General features: G+C 29.7%; 11 protein-coding genes. 3 read left to right on the top strand and 8 right to left on the bottom strand.

Going from position 1 to position 17,382, the window contains the following annotated elements:
* Positions 1-109 precede the first annotated feature (109 nt).
* The 7 genes from B4H69_RS14125 to B4H69_RS14095 all read right to left on the bottom strand — a co-directional run bounded on the left by B4H69_RS14125 (position 110) and on the right by B4H69_RS14095 (position 10,676).
* Positions 110-3,250 (bottom strand): type I restriction endonuclease subunit R, encoded by a 3,141-nt coding sequence (locus B4H69_RS14125; RefSeq protein WP_291094567.1) that lies wholly within the window; start codon positions 3,248-3,250, stop codon positions 110-112.
* Between the two features lie 99 nt (positions 3,251-3,349).
* Positions 3,350-4,522 carry a hypothetical protein gene (locus B4H69_RS14120; RefSeq protein WP_291094564.1) on the bottom strand — a complete coding sequence of 391 codons (1,173 nt, stop codon included), beginning with the start codon at positions 4,520-4,522 and terminating at the stop codon, positions 3,350-3,352.
* Complete coding sequence (locus B4H69_RS14115) at positions 4,512-5,576, bottom strand: nucleoid-associated protein (RefSeq protein ID WP_291094561.1); 1,065 nt, start codon at positions 5,574-5,576, stop codon at positions 4,512-4,514. The genes B4H69_RS14120 and B4H69_RS14115 overlap by 11 nt, the downstream gene beginning before the upstream one ends.
* Before the next feature lie 100 nt (positions 5,577-5,676).
* Entirely contained in the window at positions 5,677-6,819 is a 1,143-nt protein-coding gene (locus tag B4H69_RS14110; protein WP_291094558.1) for a PD-(D/E)XK nuclease family protein, read from the bottom strand.
* Positions 6,820-6,855: 36 nt separating this feature from the next.
* Positions 6,856-8,088 (bottom strand): restriction endonuclease subunit S, encoded by a 1,233-nt coding sequence (locus B4H69_RS14105; RefSeq protein ID WP_291094555.1) that lies wholly within the window; start codon positions 8,086-8,088, stop codon positions 6,856-6,858.
* Positions 8,078-9,637 carry a type I restriction-modification system subunit M gene (locus tag B4H69_RS14100; RefSeq protein WP_291094551.1) on the bottom strand — a complete coding sequence of 520 codons (1,560 nt, stop codon included), beginning with the start codon at positions 9,635-9,637 and terminating at the stop codon, positions 8,078-8,080. The genes B4H69_RS14105 and B4H69_RS14100 overlap by 11 nt, the downstream gene beginning before the upstream one ends.
* 625 nt (positions 9,638-10,262) lie before the next feature.
* A complete protein-coding gene (locus tag B4H69_RS14095) occupies positions 10,263-10,676 on the bottom strand; it encodes a hypothetical protein (protein ID WP_115000494.1) in 414 nt (137 codons plus the stop codon).
* A 282-nt stretch (positions 10,677-10,958) separates the two neighbouring features.
* Here B4H69_RS14095 and B4H69_RS14090 point away from each other — a divergent pair, with 282 nt between their 5' ends.
* The 3 genes from B4H69_RS14090 to B4H69_RS14080 are packed head-to-tail and all read left to right on the top strand — an operon-like array spanning position 10,959 to position 15,756.
* Positions 10,959-12,176 (top strand): DNA cytosine methyltransferase, encoded by a 1,218-nt coding sequence (locus B4H69_RS14090; RefSeq protein ID WP_221854667.1) that lies wholly within the window; start codon positions 10,959-10,961, stop codon positions 12,174-12,176.
* Positions 12,169-14,355 carry an ATP-binding protein gene (locus B4H69_RS14085; protein WP_291094548.1) on the top strand — a complete coding sequence of 729 codons (2,187 nt, stop codon included), beginning with the start codon at positions 12,169-12,171 and terminating at the stop codon, positions 14,353-14,355. The genes B4H69_RS14090 and B4H69_RS14085 overlap by 8 nt, the downstream gene beginning before the upstream one ends.
* A 12-nt stretch (positions 14,356-14,367) precedes the next feature.
* Positions 14,368-15,756: a hypothetical protein gene (locus B4H69_RS14080; protein WP_221854669.1), complete on the top strand. Its 1,389-nt coding sequence runs from the start codon at positions 14,368-14,370 to the stop codon at positions 15,754-15,756.
* Between the two features lie 86 nt (positions 15,757-15,842).
* On the opposite strand, the gene B4H69_RS14075 is transcribed toward B4H69_RS14080, so the two are convergent.
* On the bottom strand, positions 15,843-16,187 hold the full coding sequence (locus tag B4H69_RS14075) for a helix-turn-helix domain-containing protein (RefSeq protein WP_291094545.1): 345 nt from the start codon (positions 16,185-16,187) through the stop codon (positions 15,843-15,845).
* Positions 16,188-17,382: the final 1,195 nt, after the last annotated feature.

Below are 17,382 nucleotides of genomic sequence, written 5' to 3'. Positions count from 1 at the left end.
TATGTGGTAGATTCTGTTAAAGAAATATTATTTTCAATTATGTATTCAAGTGCGTAAATAACTTGATCTTTTGATATTTGTTTAGATAAACTTGCCATCTAATTATTTGTTAATTTCTATTCTTCTTAAAATTCTCTGCTTGTTCTAACACATTTTTGTAAACATCTTCCTGTGTAATAGGAGGGTAGCCGTATTCATGTAATTTGATAATAATATCCATTTTCAATTGCGCTTTGATATCATCTCTATCGCTCCAGTCAGGATATTTTGCTGTATTCTCTACAATTATTTTTATTTCACGAGCTAATTCCAGCATTTTGTCATTATCGAATTCAAAACCATATTGTTTACAGATCATATCCAAGATGTCGTAAAAGGCTTTTTCTTCATAATCAATACCTAAATCTTGGAACGAATCCATTTCAACGCGAAGTTTGATGATTAAATCCAACATTTGTTCGGCTGTATCAAACTGGATCCCTTCATAATCCAAAATATCACCTTCGCTACGTTCATTATAACGGTTGATGATTGCTTGTAAACGCTCTGAAAAATCTTGACCTTTGACTTTATTTACCTTTTTAAAATCGGTAATGGTTTGTTTTAACAAACGTTCTAATATTTTAATTTTGGTGTTCGGAAGTTCCAAATTCGAGATTTTCTCAATGAATTTATCGTTGAATAAATCAATCGCATTGGCTTTATTATCGTCTAGTTTAAAGATTTCTTCAACGCCTTCCGAAATAATAGCTTCTTCAACTAATTTCGCCACTTTAGCATTCATTTGAGCAGTATCAGGAGCTTCACCTTTGGTCAATTTTATCACAATTGATTTTACCGCAAAATAGAAATGAATTTCATCCACTTCTTTTGGTGTAAATAATTCAGATCCGCTAACCAAATTATATGCTGATTTTAGTTTTTTTGTGATATTTACAAAAAACTTTTCAGAATCTTCGGTTTGCAAAACCAATTCAGATGCTTTATTCAAACAGTTTAATCGCTCTACAGGATTGCCATGGTAATACAAAGTCGTATCAAATTGATGGAAAAACTGACGCAACAAATCGACTTGATCGCGAACAATAGTTTCGGCTTGGCTCAAATCTTCAAAATCATCATCAGCTGTTTGATTATTGAACATGCCCAACGCTTTATTTAAGTTCTTTTTAATGCCAATATAATCAACAACTAAACCTCTGTCTTTTCCTTGGTATTTTCGATTGACACGAGAAATCGTTTGAATTAAATTATGGGTTTGCAAAGGTTTGTCAATGTAGATGGTATCTAAGAATGGAACATCAAATCCTGTTAACCACATATCCACTACAATTGCAATCTTGAAATTGGATTTGATTTGTTTGAATTGTCGATCTAATTCTTTGCGATCTTCTTTATTCCCTAATAAATCCCATAACTCTTTTTCATCGTCTTTGTTACGTGTCATAATCATTTTGATACGCTCAATTGGTTTAATTTCTTTTTGCTCTTTTTCATTTAAACCTTCAGACTGTATTATTTCTCCCCATTCAGGGCGTAGATTCAATATTTCTTGGTACAATTTATAAGCAATTCCTCGAGAAGCACATACAAACATTACTTTTCCAGCAACAGTTGCATTTTCTTCTAAACGATTTTCATAATGTTCGATAAAATCCTTTGCAATGGCTTTTATACGATCGGTATCGCCTAAAACGACTTCCATATTGGCAATAGCTTTTTGACTAGCTTCTACGTGATATTCCGATGCGCCTTCAGCTACTACATTTTCATAATAAGATTCAATTTCTTGAACTTTATTGTAATCTAAATTCACTTTTGCAGCCCGACCTTCATAGACCAAACGAACCGTAATTTCATCGTTAACTGACTCGAACATGGTATATTGATCGACCACATCTCCAAAAACTTCTAAAGTCTTGTCAATCGGTGTCCCTGTAAACCCAACATAAGTTGCATTTGGTAAAGAATTGTGTAAATATTTAGCAAAACCATAAGATTTTGTAACACCTTTATCTTCGTCAATTTTAACTTTTAAATCTAAATTGACTTGCGAACGATGGGCTTCATCCGAAATACAAATAATGTTGGTACGATTGGATAGAATTTCTGCATCTTCGGCAAACTTTTGAACGGTTGTTAAATAAACTCCACCGCTTTCAATTCCGCGCAAACGATCTCTTAAATCCGTTCTTGATTCAATATTAATAATATTTTCATCGCCAATAAATTTCTTTGCATTGGTAAAATCTGTAGACAATTGATTATCCAAATCGGTTCTGTCGGAGATAATGATAATCGTAGGACTTGCAAAATCAGTAGATCGCATCAATAAACGCGACAAATACAACATAGTATAACTTTTACCACAACCTGTTGCACCAAAATACGTTCCACCTTTTCCATCACCTTCTGGTTTGCGGTGCACTACTATATTTTGATACAGCTTATTCGCAGCGTAATATTGTGGATAACGCGTTAAGATTTTTAGTTCGTGTTTTGAGTTATCAGGAAATAGAATAAAATGATGCAGAATATCAATCAATCGATTTTGATTCAACATTCCATGCACAATCGAAGTTGTAGTTTCAATTCCCGACAAGGCTTTTTTCTCATCACCCGTAATTTTGTTCCAACCGTAATAAAATTCATAAGGAGAGAACAGTGTTCCAGCTTTGTTATTTACACCGTCCGAAATCACACAAAACGCATTATATTTCATCAATTCTGGAATATCTCTGCGGTAACGAATCGTTAATTGCATATATGCATCATGAATCGTAATATCTTCTTCAATAGCTGTTTTAAACTCAAAAATCACAACAGGAATTCCATTGATGTACAAAATCAAATCAGGAATGCGAAGTTCCGAACCTTGAATTTCTAATTGATTGACTATTTTGAAATCATTCGCTTTTACATCATGTATATCAATGTATCGAATATGTAAATCCTTTTTAGTCGGATTATCGCGTTTAAAAATCAAGCCATCTGCCAATAATTTACAGATGTATTTGTTGGATTCATACAAATTAGAAGTCGATTGAAAAGCGATATCGTTTATCAAACTTTCCAATTCAGTTTTTTCTAAATCAGGATAACGATTTTGTAAAAAAGCACGTAAATCTTCTTTTAATAGAACTTCTTGATTAGAAGTTCTTACCAATTCCTTTCCATTAATATAGTTGTAGCCTTCTGTTTCCAGAAGGTTAATAAATGCTTGTTCTAATTGTGATTCGGTGTATTTCATAATAACTCTTTCAAGTTAATTTTTTTTGATTTTTTATAGCGTGAACTAACAAGAAATTCTAGTGATTTTTTTTGATAGATAAGAATTTAATTAGTTACTTTAAAATAACTTTAGTTTATTTAAACACATCTGTAAAAATTCAAAAAAGACAACATTACGGATATTAATAAAAACAATAACAAAAAAAGTTAATATAGGGACAAACCATAATAATATTTCAATTAGCTTAAGCCTTGTTATTTGTTTTGCTCTTTCTTTGTCAACTTTAGAAAAAGATTTCTCTAATTCGTTTTTATTATTAGCATGTGTATTTTTATAATAGGTAATATTCTCTTCTATAAAATTAATAGCTGATTTTTGATTATTAATAAATATTTGAATAAACAGACAAAATATAATCAATCCCACAACTATCAAATAATTTTTCAAAGAATTAATTTCAATATAATCCAATGTGGATAACGCAAAAACCAAAGCAGTAGGTATTGCAATTAATTTAGTTTGAGAGTCATTAATAACCCCTTGTAACTTTTGATAAAATTCTAAAGCTTTAGAATCTAATTCGACTTTTAATTTATTATACGAAAAGTTTCTCTGATAATAATTGTATGTAACAGATGAATTTTTAATATAGTCTGTAAAATTTTGCAACAAAAAAGAAAATCTTTTCAGTTCTTCTTTATCAGACAGAAACTCAATAAGCTGATTTAGGTAGATATTCCTTTTATCTGTTGTTATATCACTTTTAAGAATATCAATAAAATTACTAATCAGAGATAATTTACTATCGTCTATAGAGTCTATATCTTCAACGGAATATAATAGATGCAAAAATAAAGATTTGTCTTCTCTAACTATAATAGTATTTAAAATTTCTTCTTCTTTATATGAATACTTTGCAACATTTTGAATTTCATTTATTAAGTCAATGATTAAAGAATGTTTATCTTTAAATTGTTGGACATTGTCTAAGTAATCGTTAAACTCATATATATAAACATTTTTTTGAGGAAGCTCATAATAATTCCATTGCAGATATGTTTGTTTAGAAATATAAAAACCTTTTGATAGTAAGCTCGAAATTGAAAATTCTAAAACAATATTGTCACTTAATTGATAATTATCTATAATCGAGTTTTCTATTAAGGCTATATGATGTAGATTTTCTAAAAAATCTATATCATCTATTAGGTAATCACAAAAGAAAACATTATCCTCAATTTTTATTGAAGATGAATTATTTTTTATTATTTCTACAATCTTAGTTAGCATTGTTATTGAGAGCTAATATTTTTTGTTGTAACTCTTCTGGGATATTCTTAATGGTTAATTTATTGGTTTTTTTATCAAAATGAATTTTATTATCCGTTAACAATTTTGTATCAAATTCTATTTTGAAATCATTATCAGCATAAGATATAGTTTTAAGAAATTTCATCTTTGATTTATCCCCACTAATAATTGCACTTACTTTATATTGTTCTCCTATAGCAAAATCTTGAAATTTATCAGGGTTTTCAGGATCTAAGATAGTAGAAATTGTAGAAAGTAAAATTTCTTTTTTTTCATCAATACATTTATGACAGTATGTATAAACTTTATTACGTTGCTGTATTTTAAAATCTCTATCCCAACTTTCAGAATTAGCATAATCATCAATTGCTTTTATTAGCCTATTTGTCGATTCTGTACTAGTATTCTTATTATCTACATCAATAAACTGCATAAAGTAATAACTTACTTGTTTTAGCCCTTTTACAAAAGATAAATACGTTTTTCTATCTGTAGGATTATTATTTTCAATATTAGCCCATTCGGTCATATTTATCAAACACGCGACATCTACTTTGCTTAGGTCTAGGTTTTTAATGTCATTGAGAGTTAAATCACTTTCATCTACCACAAACCCCTCTTTATTATTTATCATTAATACCAATAATAAATCATTCTTTGTGGTTAAGTTTGTATATTCACAGAGAATCATATAGCCCCCAGTAGCAGAAGTTGTTCCTTCTAATATTTTCTTGTAATGGTTCATAACATTTACAGAAAAATTGTAAAATGTAACTTTCTCATTTACATAGTCAACTAAAAGATTTTTGAATGTTGAGTATTCATCTGCAAAAATCCCATAAATAGGACTTGATTTTTTGTGATATGATTTATCTAAATTCCTTAAAAATGTTTTCTCTTTTTCTCCTACATTAAGTGTTTGTTCTGCTGACTTAGCATTAACAGCTCTATTACCAGCATTCTTCAAAAGTTGATGAATAACTATTTTTTTTATGTTTAAATTTTCTCCCCATTTTTTTAATTTCTTACTCATAATCTAATCTCTTAGTAGTTAATTCTTTTTGTATGTTAATGTTTTTCACCCCTCCAATCTCGCCAATCGGCTTAACAACAAACTTTGGAGCATTGTAAGTTTATATATTTTCTACTTCTTTTGTAATTTCTAATAAGTTTTGGATTTTATCTTTGATGATAATTTTCATTTCACCTGTTAGGATGGCTTTCATAGCGTAGGAATGCCAATTTGGATGAATTGGGAATTTTTGAAATGCACAACGGTTATTTCCACCCCCAACAACATCTTTTATTTTAATAAATGAAGATGTTTCGCTATTGTCACTTTTGGGTACAAATCCTATGATTAAGTTATTTAGACCTTTTTTCCCAAATTCCATAAATAAATTATAGTTTTTGTATTGAGGTATTGTAAACCAAAATCCAGCCCAAGATGTATTTACATAATCTCCTTCGGTACTATTAAATATAAGATTAAGCTCATCTGCTATTTCGTGCATCTGAGGTAAAAGAACAGTATTAATAATATTGTTTCGTACTTTGCTTAAATTATCTGCAATGGTGTATGCAGCTTCTAAATTTTCTAAAGTAGATAGTTTATCGATTAATTCTTGTGACATGGTATTAGCAGTTGTGTTGTTTGTTAATGATTTGATATGATTAGTATATTGGATGAGTGTCTCTCTAACGATAGGCGAACGAGCCGAAATTTCAATACAACGCTCTAACCAAGCTAAAATAATTTCGCTATAAGAAACTTGTATATAGTCAACAACCTCTTTATCAGCATTGCTTGATTCGTTTCCTTGCAGAGTTAAATAAAGTAGTTTGAATTGGTCGCCAAATTCTCGCTTTCCAAAATTTTGGTAACGCAATAACTGATTTTGTTGATCGCCTGCATAAATTTTATTTTCTAATAATAAGGCTTGACTTTGAGAATTTCGAATTAATATATCTAAACGTCCAAATACAGAAGCATTTTCTGTAATTACACTTACATTTTGCATTCTAAAATCAAAACTATCTTCAATTAAGTCACTTCTTTTTAGTGTTTTAATAAAAGCTTCTAGAAATTTTGCGCCAAAATTATGTGTTCCATTAGGGGAAAGTATCTCAGCTAAAATAGCTGAGTGTGTATTTTCGTAATGATCTACTCCACAAATTCTAAACATATTAAAATCTTCACCATTGGCAGAAGTTTTTAACTCTTTGTGTTTATTAAACCATTTTACTTCATTTAGTAATTGGTCAATTTTATTCATATTCTAAGTTTTCTAGTAGTTAATTTTGATTATTAGTTAATTAATTTTCCCCTCCAATCTCGCCAAACGTGACAACAACAAACTTTGGAGTTGAGTGAGTTTTTGGTTTTCACTAACGTGAATATTTATTATATCCCTTAGTTTTGATATTGTGTTTTCAAATAAACTTATTAGACCTTTGATTGGTATAATTAATTCAAAATTTTCAATTTGCTTGCTACTTATGTGTGGTATGGAAGTTCCCGTATGAACTTGTGAGCAATAATATTCAAAGTTCAAATTAATTAATGATTGATATATAAAATTTTGAATCTGTGTGTCACTCCTCAAGCAAGCTACTCGTTGTGCTAAAATCATAGGCAATTCATGTTCTCCAACTAAAGACCAATTTTTACCGACTTTAGAACCATCCATTCCAATTACAATATCATTAGTTTTTAAGAAACATTTTTCTATTCTCGGACTCATTTCTCCATCATAATATTTTAATGTATCCCATCTTAAAGCTCTTTCAGTAACATTTTCACCTCTTAGGACTTTTATACCATTTTCAAAAGAATAAAAATCACTATCGAACGCAAATCCATTTAAAACTTTACAAACATCTTTCAACTTTCCAACCTCCCAACCCTCAGGGATTTCTTTTTCCAACTCCTCATTAAACACCATACCACCGCCTGAAGATTTATGAGGTTGTCCTTCTTCGTTCGGAAATTCAAAATCTACAAACCATTGTTTGTACAAAGCTTGTGCTGTCGCTTCTAATTTCTCGCAAATGGCTTCGTTGATTTTTATTTTGTTGGCTACGGCTTCGTATTGAGCTACAATTTCACGTTGCTTTTCGATGGATGGAATGGGTAGTTCTACATCATTCATTTCGTCCATATCAAAGAATTCATGCGCACTACCATGAGATTTGAAACGTGCATAACGATCAAATTCAGGTCTTTTAAACCACATTAATAAATAATCTGGATTTAATACATTTTCATCAGCTACTTCAAAAATTCTATAGGAAGGAGATACTATACAGGTTTCCCCTTTTCGTAAAGCAATAGATATTTTATCACCATTTCTTGTGGTTGCTCTGTTAAAAACGAATTGATTATGATGGGCTACACGATATTTAGACAAATCAACACCAATAGTATTTGTTTTTGCCTTTTGAAAATATTTGTTGTTACTAACCCCTTGTAGTAAATCGTATTTATTTCCTTCATTGAATTCAACTTTTTCAATGATGTAATCGCCAAGACGCTTATAATTCATATCCTAAAGATTTAAATACGTTCACGACATCTTGCTTCAAGGCGGTTTCTTGCTCAAATAATGAAGACAATTCCGTTTTTATTTCAATCATCTTTTCATCGAAATTGAAATTCTCTTCAACATTTTTAAAGTCAATGAATTTACTTGGAACTAAAGAATAATCTTTTTTGCGTATTTCATCTAAAGAAACGCTTTTACAAAACTCTTCAATATTAGAATAGTTCTCTTCAAAATCAACTTGTTGCCAAGCATGATAAGTTTGAGCGATTTTCGTTATCGTTTCTTCATCAAACTCAATATATTTCTTCTCAAAAGGAACTCCTTCTCGTCTTAAATCAAAGAAAAGAACTTCGTTACTTCTATTTCTATAATGTTTAGTAATATCATTTAATTCAACGGTTCTTGCCTTTTTATTTCTATTTACAATCCACATAGATACACTAATATCCGTAGAATAGAACATACTTCCTGGTAAGATTAAAATCGCTTCTACCAAATCATTTTCAATAATTTGTTTACGGATTTTGTATTCTTCACCACCACCCGAAAGCGCCCCGTTTGCCAAGATAAATCCAGCTACTCCGTTTTGCGATAGTTTGGAGATCATATTCAAAATCCACGCATAGTTGGCATTCGATTTTGGAGGTACTTCGTAACCTGCCCAACGCGGATCGTCTGTTAGTTCATTCTCAGCACGCCAATCTTTTAAGTTAAACGGAGGATTTGCCATGATGTAATCGGCTTTCAACTCCTTGTGCTGATCGTCTCCAAACGTATCGGCTGCTTTGTTTCCTAAATTGGCAGAAATCCCACGAATCGCCAAGTTCATCTTCGCCAGCTTGAACGTGGTATTGGTTAACTCTTGACCGTAAATGGAGATGTCTTTTTTATTTCCTTGATGCTTTTCAATAAACTTCAACGATTGCACAAACATACCACCCGAACCACAAGACGGGTCATAGATTTTCCCTTTGTAAGGTTCTATCATTTCGGCAATTAAGTTTACAATCGACTTCGGCGTATAGAATTCTCCTTTTCCTTTTCCTTCGGCAATGGCAAACTTGCTTAAAAAGTATTCGTACACACGCCCCACAATATCCTGCGCTTCGTCTTTCAGCGTATCAATATTGTTAATGGTATCTAATAAAGCAGAGAATTTGGATTGATCCAATCCTAAACGTGAGAAATAGTTATCAGGCAAAGCGCCTTCTAACGATTTGTTTGTTCGCTCAATAGTTTTTAAAGCCGTATCTACTTTTAGGGTAATGTATTCTTGTTTGGCATTTTCGATGATGTACGTCCAACGCGATTCTTCTGGCAAATAGAAGATGTTATCTGCTTGATAAAATTCAGGAATTTCTAAGAAAGCTTCTTTGCCTTCAGCTTTCAATTCTTCTCTACGCTTGATGAATTTATCACTCGCAAATTTTAAGAAGATTAAACTTAATACAATGTGTTTATATTCGGATGGCTCTACCGAACCACGTAATTTATTTGCTGAATCCCAAAGGATTTCTTCGGTACTTTTTGTTTGGACTTTTTTAGCCATATTTGCTTATCAATTCTTTGTTGTAAATATACAAATACAATAACTGCGAATAAAGTAATATTATCGGATAATTATTTACGTAAAACCGTATTTGTATCATTATTTCAAAAATAATATATTTTAGAGTCAATATATGATGTTGTGTTGATAAGAAATATGAAGGTAAGCTAATAGATAATTAGCTAGTGAAAGAAATTTGGTTTATTTATATTTTACTATTTGATCTTTTTGTAAAATTATTAATAGTCTTTTTTATCTGTCTTCTTCGACTATTGTTCGAAAAAACACCCTTTTTCTCGAACTATTTTCCAAGGAAATTCGAACAAAACTCGAAGAAATAGACTATTTTATCCTTCTAAAAAAATAGACGACAAAATAAGAAGTATACCTTATTGTGTAAAAATAAAAAACCTCTCTAAAATAGCTTTTAAAGAGGTTGTTATTTATACTATTTTGTGTTCATATAGCCAAAATCGAAGTTGAGCAACAGTTACACATGTGTGACGCAATTCTCCGCTATTGCTCCGAACTCCGTACATCATCAGATTTGCTAAATAAAAAATACACGAACTTAGTTGCTATATTTTTCATTGTCGCAAATCCAGCAACCATTAGCAGAAGTTATTCATTCGTAATCGTCATAAGAATTATCTAATTCATTGTCTATGATTAGACCTTCTTCAATCATTTTAGTAACAAATCCAGGAGCATCTTCGGTAAGATGGCTTCCATCTTCGCGAACAATTCCATCATTGCTTCTTGCCCAAATTGTTGCATCATAATAATCTGAAAAAAATTCAATTGTAGCTCTTCCTAATCCTTGACCAGTAATTGGAACATACATTCTTGCTAATAAATATTTAGATGAATCAAATTCATCTTCAATAAATACAAAATCTTCATAATTACCAATTACTTCACCATTTTCTAAATATACTATTTCAGAATCATCATCAATTCTTATTTTAATAACTCTACCATTAGATAATTGGTATTCTCTTTCATTATCATTTTCGTGTAATAATACTGCTCTTGCCATAAATTAAATTTTTATTTTTTGTTCTGAGTTCCGCTAACATCGTTTTTATCAAAACATATATATCTACATTTTGAAAAATGTAATCCAAACATACAACAACTATTTAACAAAAAAATACGGATTCACGTATTTGACTTTTAGAAACATATTTTACATTTGTAATTAGATAATTATAAACTCATTTTAAAATAATAATAATTAGTTTAAAATCTAGTTATATAAATCATACGTTAAATCTAATAGTTAGATTAAATTTGTGTCAGAAATTGAGAAGAAAATAATATGAGTAACTATAATTTTATAGATCTTTTTGCAGGTGCATCTGGTTTATCCGAAGGCTTTGTGCAAGCTGGCTATAATCCTATTGCACATATTGAAATGAATGAAGATGCTTGTTTTACAATAAGAACGAGAACTGCTTATCATTTCCTGAAAGAAAATAATTATTATAAACATTATATAAAGTATTTAAAGAAAGAAATTACAAGAGAAACACTATATTCATATTTACCTAACGAATTAATTAATAATACGCTTAATATTGAAATCGGAGATAATAATATTAATGATATCTTTAAAAAAATAAAAACATTTGCTAAAGGTGAAGAAATTGATTTTATAATAGGAGGTCCTCCATGTCAAGCTTATTCAATGTTAGGACGACATCAAGAGGATATAGAAAATGACCCAAGGAATAAATTATATATTCAATACGGAAGATTTTTAAAAGAGTTTAATCCTAAATTTTTTGTTTTTGAAAATGTACCTGGATTAATTAGTGCTGCGGGAGGATATCATCTTAAAAATCTTAAAAAATATTTTAGAAAATTAGGTTATGAACTTGACTATAAAATATTAAACTCTGGCGATTTTGGCGTGTTACAATCTCGTAAGAGAGTAATTATTATAGGTTGGAAAAAAGATATAGATTTTCAATATCCAGATTTTGAAAAGATTATTCATAAGAACACAACGAATGATTTGTTTAAAGATTTAAAATCATTAAGTCCTGGTGAGAAATATGATGTTATAGAATATACATCAAGAACTAATAAATACCTAAAGAATTCTAATATCAGAAATGGTTTAGATTTTGTTACACAACATATCTCTAGACCTCATAATGCCAAAGATTTAGAAATTTATCGTTTGGCAATTGAGAAATGGAATGAAAATACAAGATTAAAGTATAATGAATTACCTGAATATCTTAAATCTCATAAAAATGAAAAATCATTTTTAGATAGATTTAAAGTAGTTAATGGGGATGGATTATCACATACGATTGTTGCTCATATTGCGAAAGATGGGCATTATTATATTCATCCAGATATTAATCAAGTACGCTCTATCTCTGTTCGAGAAGCTGCAAGAATTCAATCGTTTGCGGATGACTTTTTCTTCGAAGGTTCAAGAACTTCTGCGTTTAAACAAATAGGGAATGCCGTACCTCCTTTAATGGCTTATGAAATTGCTAAAAAAATGAAAATAAATGTCTGAAAACAATATCCAAAAGATAAAAGCTAAAAGTCATATTTTATCACTGTTAGGAAATGAATTAATAGGAAGTGATAGTTTAGCCATTTTTGAATTGGTTAAAAATTCCTATGATGCTGATGCTGATGAAGTAACTGTTAAATTTATTGACTTAAATACACCAAATCAACAAATTATTATTGAAGATGATGGGAATGGTATGACTTCAAAGGTTATCTCTGATGTTTGGTTAACTATTGGAACCGATTTTAAAAGAGGGAAGAATCGTAAAGTTAGTCCTAGATATGAAAGAGTTTCTTTTGGAAATAAAGGAGTTGGAAGATTAGCGGTGCACAAACTAGCTAAATCAATAACTTTAGAGACACAAGCTATTGGAGAAATGTTTTCGAGTAAACTACATATTGATTGGCCCAAATTGATATCATCAAATGAATATATACAGGATTTAGAAGTTGAAGTAGAACATGTTTCAGAAAGCTTATTTAAAAAGGGCAGGGGTACTAGGATTATATTATCAGATTTAACTACAAAAGTCTGGACAAAGAAAACATTAAAAGATTTAGTTCGTAAGATAAATAATATCAAAAATCCTTTTCTTGATCAGGAATCTAAGAATAATATCAAAAATCCTTTTGATATTAAGATTGTTGCAAATGGGATTCAGAAATCTTGGATTGAAGAGGTTAAAAGTTCAGTTGAAATTTTAAAAGAATCTTTATATAAATTTGAATTCAAAATAGAAAAATCATCAGATATTCCTAATGATTTTGCAAAATTTAGATTTAGATATGAATTTAACCCACCCCACCAATTAAAAATATCTTCTAATCTTGTTGAAAGTGAGGTGAATGAGTTTCATATTGGTAACATATTTTCTGAATTCAATCAAGAAAAAAAATTTAACCATTTTCTAAAAAATGAGGATTTAGAGGGGATTGGAGATATAAAAGGTAAATTTTATGTGTTTAATCAAAATGGAGGGATATTAAAGAAAAATTTTGGAGGTCAAATTTTAGCGATTAAAGAATTTATTAAAGACCATTGTGGTGTTCGAATTTTCCGTGATAATATTAGGGTTTATAATTATGGTGAACCATTTGACGATTGGCTTGGTTTAGATTTAGATAAAATCCAAAGAGCAGGTGATCATTTTGGTAAGAAAGTAACAATAGGAGCTATCGAATTAGATTTAGATTCAAGTAATGAAGGATTAGTAGAGAAAACTAATAGAGAAGGGTTTATTGAAAATGATAACTATATTAAGTTTAGACTTTTATCTAAGCATATTTTTAATTTTTTCGAAAGCACGACTAGTAATGATAGAGATTTAATAGAAGAATATATAGAAGGAACTAAACCAATAAAGAAAATAGGTTTTAAAGAAAGTATTATTCAATTATCGGATAAATTAAAGGATAAAAATTTAGAGTCTGAGTTTTTACCATTGCTTACTAAAATAGATAAGGATTATACTGTTATGAGAGATATAATGGTTAATTCTGGTCTAACAGGGCTGAACTTGGGTATAGCTTTTCATGAAGTAGATAGAGAAGTAAGATTAATAAATTCAGAATTAACTAATGAAGGTGAAAATATTAATATTCATACGTTAAAAGATAAGATTAGTAATCTAGTTCAGATTTTAGAAAGTTTATCTCCTATATTAAAGCAAAATAAAAGTGATAATACTACAGCAAAAAAAATTATTGAAATAACAAAGAGAAGAAATATTAATAGATTCAATTACCATAATACAATTTTTTCTAGTCCTTTATTAACAGGTGAAAATGAAGATATATCTTTTAAAATACCGACAAATCTTATAATAGCTTCTATATCAAATCTTATAGATAATTCTCTTTACTGGACGAAAGCAAAAAAAGATTTGAACGATAATTCTAAAGCGGAATATCAGCCTGCAATATATATAGGAACAGATTTACATACTTTTGATGGGCCTGCTATTATAATAGCAGATAATGGTTTAGGATTTTCTGTCGAACCTGAATTTATGATACAGCCTTTTAAAACTAAAAAATCAGGAGGTATGGGACTTGGACTATATTTTGCAGATGTTGTAATGAATATGGTGGGAGGTAAAATAATTTTTCCAGATTCAATGGATTTAGAAATACCAAGTGCTTATGATGGTGCTTGTATAGCTTTGGTATTTCCAAAATAATACAAGATTAATATGTTAACACAAAAAAATAAAATTATAATTGTCGATGATCAAGAGGACGAATTATATAGACTTGGTAAGGCTTTTTTAAATATAGGAGTAGGTTGTAAAACTATACTCTATGATATGGGGTATGTTGGGGATCCGTATGAATATGTCAGGATTGCTTTTTTTGATATAAATTTAACATTAGCTAAAGAGCTTCTTTCTACTGATGATATTGATGATATTTTAAAAAATCATTCTCAGGTTTTTAATGATTTGGTAAATGCTATTAATCAATATATCTCTTTGGAAAATGGTCCGTATGCACTCATATTTTGGACAAAGAATGAAATACTCGTTGAAGCTTTTGTAAAATATGTCCGTGATCGTGATATTAAAATTGCTAATCCAATTTTAATATCTACATTTGATAAAACAAGATTTACAGAAAGTAATTTAGAAGGCTTAATTAATGAAGTTTCAAGATTACTAAGTTCCGAAGAGCGCATTAAATTTTTATTTGACATAGAAGAGGCTGGAAGAAAAGCTGGTGAAAATACTTTAAATAGATTATATGATATTTTACCAAAAGATACAGTTTTTGGGAAATCTGAAATTTTCATGAAAAATCTTGACTTGATTCTTTCAAAAATAGCAATGTCTACTTTAGGATATGAACATTCTAAGGAAAATCCCAAAAAAGCAATTTATGAAGGATTATTACCAATAATATCATATGAATTTTTAAATAGAGAATCAATAATTGACTACGAATCTATTGTTGAATCGCTGAAAAAATCAACAAAATTTAAAGATGTTGTATTTTCAGATAATAAAGTAATTAGTAAATTAAATTCATTATATCATATAGAATATGATACCTCTATAAATAAAGATGTAAGAGGATGTGTTTTTGAAGTGGATAAATCTAATAAAGATTTTTTATCGTCTTTAGGTATCGATGATATTAAAAGTTGGATAAATTCTTTAATTCCTATTAAAGATAGTATTAAAAATAAATCAGGAAATATAGATTCTAAGACGTTAAGAGGCGATGAAATATTAAATTCAACAAAATTAATTGCAGTAGAATTAAGTGCATCCTGTGATTTTTCTAATAAGAAACCACGGATAAATAAATATATTTTAGGTATAATAACATTAGGTATTGATGATATTGAAAAAGAACTTAATTTAAAAGGTAGGTCAGAATCTAGTTACCACTTGGGAGGATGCTCATTTGATTATAATGAAGATATAGCTCAAATATGGTTGAATTTAAATTATGTATTTGGTTTTAAGTCAGATAATGCAAATTTTGGAGAAACACTATTTACACTGAAAAAAGAAATTATGGATATGTTAGGCAATAAGTATGCAAGCCATATTTCTAGAATTGGTATTACAAGTATATAAAATAAAAATTACCAATACTACATTGCCCCCAATAGTTAGACACTTTTTTGGGGGTATATTTAAATGTGAATTTTACAATTCAATATTTAAATAGCTTCAATTTTCACCACCTCACTTTTTATGACTTTAGTACCTGATTCATTATAAGTTTGTTGTATGGTTACTTTGATTCTATCGTGGAGTGGAGTTGGAAAATTTAATAACTCTCCAATATTTTTATACCCAAATGCTTTTGCTAAAAGTGTGATGTGACGAGTTGAGTATTTGTGTCGTTGTGTAGCAGATTCTACATTCCCAACAAAAGATTTAGCAACACCCATTTTCATACTGAGTTCATCTTTAGTAAATCCATGTTCCTTCCTAAGATTTTTCACGTGATTTATCAAGTCAAAATCGAATTGAGTAGTTTCAAATTCAAATAATTTATTCATTTCTGAAAATTTATTCATCCAACTTGTTGGATATTAAAATAATTATATTATATTTGTTATAGCGATTTGATAATTAGACTTTTGTCTTAATTAAACGATGTTATCTCGAGTCAAAACGACCAATTTTCCCATCGAGTACACCGTGAAATCGCTCTATGTCTAAAAAAGTATTACTTTTGTATAAGGCATGTGAGCGGTTCTCACGTTAGCTTTAGGTGGAAACTTTATTATCCTCGGATTTTAAAGTTGGGTTTGGTCGCCCTTGACTCTAAAGTGTGAGACCGCTCCTTGTCTATTTGACAAGTATATCTTCTTACTTTAGACGCATCGTTCCATAAAACCCAACACAAAATGAGAACGAAACAATTTCCATTCATCCGTAAAAAACCGCCAGACAAAGTCTGTTGGTGTTACTACTTCTTTTTAAAGAACAATCTTCCGTTTTTATAACATTTGACGGAACGTAAAGCAAAGGGTGTCCTTTCTTTACACGCTCTCTATCAGAGCCTCGATAAGGAGACTTTGACAGTAACAGTTATACTTTTTTTTTCGCACACTAAATGTAAAGCGATTATTGTCATTTTCCAAATTTATTGGGGTTACTACCTGTTTTAAGTTGTAAGTAATGAGTTTTGAGTAGTGAGAGAATTGTATTATGTACAAAGTATTAAGTACAAAGTAGATGTTAGATTTGAATATGAGTATTGAGATGCGAAATGTATTATGTCTTAAGTAGCAAGTAAAAAAGTGACATCAAAGAAAAGGAATACCTGAGCCACACCGTGACTCCTCCTCTTAATCTCAAATGTTGTTAAAAAGTGAATTTGAGTATTGAAAAATGTTGTTCACCACATAGATACATAGAACTGAGTGGAGAAAATAAAGAGCAAAAGAGAAGATAAATCTATTAAACAGAGTAAGTAGATCGCTATGTTTCTGTTTACTGAACTATAGAATATCTAAAAAAGTGACATAAAGATTCTTCGACAAGCTCAGAATGACAAAATCTGTAAAACGTAAAACATAACAAAAACCTATGTTTCTATTGTGGTTAAAGATAGAATTGATAAAAAACACGTAAAACGTTAAGCGTAATACGTATCACGTAAAAAAATAAAACCTCCTTTCCCCAAAACAAAGTTGGCGCGATGTACTGGAAAAGGAGTGGCTTTTAAAACTAATGTTGAATTAAAAA

This window comes from Empedobacter sp. UBA6745 (genome assembly GCF_002453775.1).
Lineage (GTDB): Bacteria > Bacteroidota > Bacteroidia > Flavobacteriales > Weeksellaceae > Empedobacter > Empedobacter falsenii_C.
This window is presented reverse-complemented; position numbering and strand designations above follow the sequence as displayed.

Excerpts from the sequence above, each read along its gene's own strand:
- B4H69_RS14110 (WP_291094558.1), bottom strand. The coding sequence starts at position 6,819 with ATGAATAAAATTGACCAATTACTAAATGAAGTAAAATGGTTTAATAAA.
- B4H69_RS14090 (WP_221854667.1), top strand. The coding sequence starts at position 10,959 with ATGAGTAACTATAATTTTATAGATCTTTTTGCAGGTGCATCTGGTTTA.
- B4H69_RS14115 (WP_291094561.1), bottom strand. The coding sequence starts at position 5,576 with ATGAGTAAGAAATTAAAAAAATGGGGAGAAAATTTAAACATAAAAAAA.
- B4H69_RS14105 (WP_291094555.1), bottom strand. The coding sequence starts at position 8,088 with ATGAATTATAAGCGTCTTGGCGATTACATCATTGAAAAAGTTGAATTC.
- B4H69_RS14095 (WP_115000494.1), bottom strand. The coding sequence starts at position 10,676 with ATGGCAAGAGCAGTATTATTACACGAAAATGATAATGAAAGAGAATAC.
- B4H69_RS14075 (WP_291094545.1), bottom strand. The coding sequence starts at position 16,187 with ATGAATAAATTATTTGAATTTGAAACTACTCAATTCGATTTTGACTTG.
- B4H69_RS14125 (WP_291094567.1), bottom strand. The coding sequence starts at position 3,250 with ATGAAATACACCGAATCACAATTAGAACAAGCATTTATTAACCTTCTG.
- B4H69_RS14100 (WP_291094551.1), bottom strand. The coding sequence starts at position 9,637 with ATGGCTAAAAAAGTCCAAACAAAAAGTACCGAAGAAATCCTTTGGGAT.
- B4H69_RS14120 (WP_291094564.1), bottom strand. The coding sequence starts at position 4,522 with ATGCTAACTAAGATTGTAGAAATAATAAAAAATAATTCATCTTCAATA.
- B4H69_RS14085 (WP_291094548.1), top strand. The coding sequence starts at position 12,169 with ATGTCTGAAAACAATATCCAAAAGATAAAAGCTAAAAGTCATATTTTA.
- B4H69_RS14080 (WP_221854669.1), top strand. The coding sequence starts at position 14,368 with ATGTTAACACAAAAAAATAAAATTATAATTGTCGATGATCAAGAGGAC.